This is a genomic window from Brachyspira catarrhinii (assembly GCF_005518285.1).
Taxonomy (GTDB): domain Bacteria; phylum Spirochaetota; class Brachyspiria; order Brachyspirales; family Brachyspiraceae; genus Brachyspira; species Brachyspira catarrhinii.
Genome location: NZ_SJDU01000236.1, coordinates 1 through 3,656, shown reverse-complemented (window position 1 = coordinate 3,656; position 3,656 = coordinate 1). Strand labels below are relative to the sequence as shown.

Below are 3,656 nucleotides of genomic sequence, written 5' to 3'. Positions count from 1 at the left end.
ATTGCTACGCCTTTGTTTAATTATGTTAATTAATGAATTTTTTATCTTCTTTTCTTTTTTACTCTTAATATTCTTATGAAATCTCTATAACCTTCTTCTTTGGCTATCGATAAAGCCGTGTTGCCATCTTTATCCCTCACATTAATATCCGCTCCGTTTTTTATAAGGATTTTTCCAATATCGTCATACCCGTTTTTTGCCGCAAACATTAAGGCAGTCCATCCATCTTTATCTTGGGCGTTAATATCGGCTCCGTTTTCTATGAGATATTTAACGATTTCGCAATCTCCATAGTAGGAAGGAAGCATTAAAGGAGCGCAATCGTTTTCGCCTCTCGCGTTAACATCCGCTCCGTTCTCAATAAGCAATCTTGCAGTTTCGGGATTCTTTTGATTTAAAGCGATTATCAAAGCGGTGTTTCCATTTTTATCTCGCGTGTTAATGTCCGCTCCGCTATTTATAAGAGACTTTGCTATATCGTAATTATTTTCGTAAGAAGAAAGTATTAAGGCGTTTCCTCCCAACTTATTTTTGAATTCTATATTCGCTCCGTTTTCTATAAGCAACTCTACAATATCGCTATGTCCGAAAGCGGAAGAAAATATTAAAGCGGTATTATCGTTTTTGTCTTTTGTATTAATATTTAACTTTCCTTTTTCCAATAGAGATTTGATTTCCTCTATATCTCCGTTTTCCGCCGCGTTCAAAAATTTTTCCTCTTCTCTGCTTATGGCAAAAATATTTAAGCTAATCGATAAAAATAATAAAATTAAAGTTAATGTTTTCATTGTCGTTTACCTTTTAAAATTATTTTGTATTATTTTCGGAATTAGTATTATGTTAATTATAATTTTTTAATAAAAATAATGTTGCAAAATTAATTAAAAAATTAGTCATTGCGATACATTAAAAATGCCGAAGCAATCCAAAATAAATAAAAAATTTTTATAAAAAATGTTTGCTATAAATTTTATAATATGTTATAATTTTCCCTAAATTAAATTAAACAATTAAATAAAAAATAAATTAATAGGAGAAGAAAAATGAACAGGTTTCATAAGACAAACGAAATAAGTCGTTCTTATTCGTTTAACAATTCTAAAAAAAATAAAAAATATAATTGCAATAATAAAAATATTATCGTCAATCTTGTCTTGTCTATTCTAATTAATATCCTGTAAATCTAAAAATAATATAACATAAAATTTAAATTCGTTTTATTGTATTAAAAAAATATAATAAATTAAAACGCGTAAATTAAAGGAGTTTATTAAAATGAAATTAAACGGTTCAGAAATAATCATGGAAGTTTTGATAGAGCAGGGAGTAGACACGATATTCGGCTACCCTGGAGGTTCGGTATTATATATATACGATGCGCTTTATAAATATAGAGACAAATTAAATCATATAATGCCCGTAGACGAATATGGAGCGGGACATGCGGCGGACGGATATGCGAGAGTTAGCGGAAAAACGGGAGTAATATTCGCCACAAGCGGACCTGGAGCTACCAATTTAGTGACGCCATTGGCAACGGCATATATGGACAGCGTGCCAATCGTGGCTATTACGGGAAATGTTCCTATAAGTTTGATGGGAAAAGATAGCTTTCAAGAGGTTTATATAGCGGGAATAACTATGACTATTACGAAGCATAATTTTGTAGTGAGGAAAATCGAGGATTTGGCGGATACCATAAGAAAAGCCTTTTTAATAGCGAATAATGGAAGAAAAGGTCCCGTTTTAATCGATGTTCCTAAAAATATAACTTCCGATATTACGGAATTTGTTCGCAAAGAAAAAATTAAATTGAAAAATCCAAAAATCAGAGCGGAAGACGAAACCGTGATAGAAAAAGTGGCAAAGTTAATAAACGAGTCTAAAAAACCTATCATATATTTTGGAGGCGGAGCAAAAGATTCGAGCGCTAAATTAAGAGAGTTTATGATTAGAACTAATATTCCTTCGGTTCATACGATAATGGGAGCGGGAACATTAGGATATAACGAGCCTTTAAATGTGGGACTTTTGGGAATGCATGGAAGCGAAACTGCAAATACAGTCATAAACGAAGCGGACTTAATAATTGCCGTAGGAACGAGATTCAGCGATAGAGTCGCCCTCAATACTTCAAAATTTGGAAACAAGGCTAAAAAAGTGCATATAGATATAGACGGAAGCGAAGTCAATAAAAATGTTAAAGTCGACTATAGCATAATAGGAGATATTAACGATGTCTTGGATAAATTTTCAAAATTAGTTAATAGAGTTAATGATGACGAATGGGTTTCTAAATTGTCGAGTTTAAAATCGAAAGAAGAGGAAAATAATACAAAAAAATATTCAAAAGACAGTATATTTCATCCTAAAAATATTATAGAATCAATAGGTTATAAATGCAAAGACGATGTCGTATATGTAACGGATGTCGGACAGCATCAAATGTGGGCGGTTCAATATCTTCATCATACAAAACCGAGAAGTTTTATAACGAGCGGAGGACTCGGAACTATGGGATTCGGATACGGAGCGGCTATCGGAGTTAAAATTGCGATGCCAAAAAGACATGTCGTTCATATAACGGGAGACGGTTCTTTCTTTATGAATTTTAAAGAAGTGGCAACGGCGGTAGAATATAAACTTCCAATAATTTCGGTAATATTTAATAATAATACATTAGGTATGGTTAGACAATGGCAGAGCGTATTTTACGAAAATAGATATTCAAGCACGGATATGAATAAAAAAATGGACTATATTAAAATTGCCGAAGGATTCGGGGCTGCATGTTTTAAATGCGAAACTTTGGAAGAATTTGAAAAAGTTTTTGAAAACGCCTTAAAAGAAAAAGTTCCCGTTTGGATAGAATGCGTTATAGACAAAGATTTAAAAGTATTGCCAATGATTCCATCTGGAGGAACCGTTGAAGATATTATATTAAATTGATAAACATAATATAATAAATTAAATAAAAAAGGATTGAAAAATGACAAAAAGAATTTTAGTTTTATTTGTAGATAATAGTTCTGGCGTTCTTACGAGAATTTGCCTTTTGTTTAGTCAGAAAGGATTCAATATTTTAAGCATAACTTGTTCGGTTACTTGCTATCCGAATATTTCGAGAATGACAATAGTAACGGAAGGAGACGAAGCTCAAATATCGCAAATAGTTAAACAAACGGCAAAATTGATAGAGATTCATTCGGTATTTTTGCTTAATAACGAGAATATTATTGAAAGAGATTTATTATTATTAAAAATAGAAGCTAAAGAAAATAATAAAAAATCTTTGCTCGATATAGTCGACAAATACGGCGCTAAAATCAGAGACGAATTTTCGGGCGGAATCATAACGGAACTTACGGACAAACCCGAAGCTATTGACAAATTTTTGGAAGATATTTCAAGTTTCAAAATTTTAGAACAATCGAGGACGGGAATTACCGCGATGGAAAAAGGAGATAAAATTCCAACTATTGATTTATAATAATTTAAGCGAATAATTTTTATAAAAAATATAATAAATTATAAAAAATATAATAAAAAAATTAAAAATGCTGTGTAAAACATAGCGAGGAGAATTAAAATGATAAAAAAATATTATGACGCATGGGTTTCTAAATTGTCGAGTTTAAAATCGAAAGAAGAGGAAA

The 3,656-nt window shown here is 31.4% G+C and carries 3 protein-coding genes; 2 read left to right on the top strand and 1 reads right to left on the bottom strand.

The genetic code is table 11. The features are described from left to right. Nucleotides 1-41: 41 nt before the first annotated feature. On the bottom strand, nucleotides 42-788 hold the full coding sequence (locus EZH24_RS08650) for an ankyrin repeat domain-containing protein (protein ID WP_137998767.1): 747 nt from the start codon (nucleotides 786-788) through the stop codon (nucleotides 42-44). A gap of 487 nt (nucleotides 789-1,275) precedes the next feature. Between EZH24_RS08650 and ilvB the strand changes: the two genes are divergently transcribed. Next, entirely contained in the window at nucleotides 1,276-2,949 is a 1,674-nt protein-coding gene (gene ilvB / locus EZH24_RS08645) for a biosynthetic-type acetolactate synthase large subunit (protein WP_137998766.1), read from the top strand. 40 nt (nucleotides 2,950-2,989) lie between these two features. Beyond that, a complete protein-coding gene (gene ilvN / locus EZH24_RS08640; protein WP_137998765.1) occupies nucleotides 2,990-3,490 on the top strand; it encodes an acetolactate synthase small subunit in 501 nt (166 codons plus the stop codon). The last annotated feature ends 166 nt before the right edge of the window (nucleotides 3,491-3,656 follow it).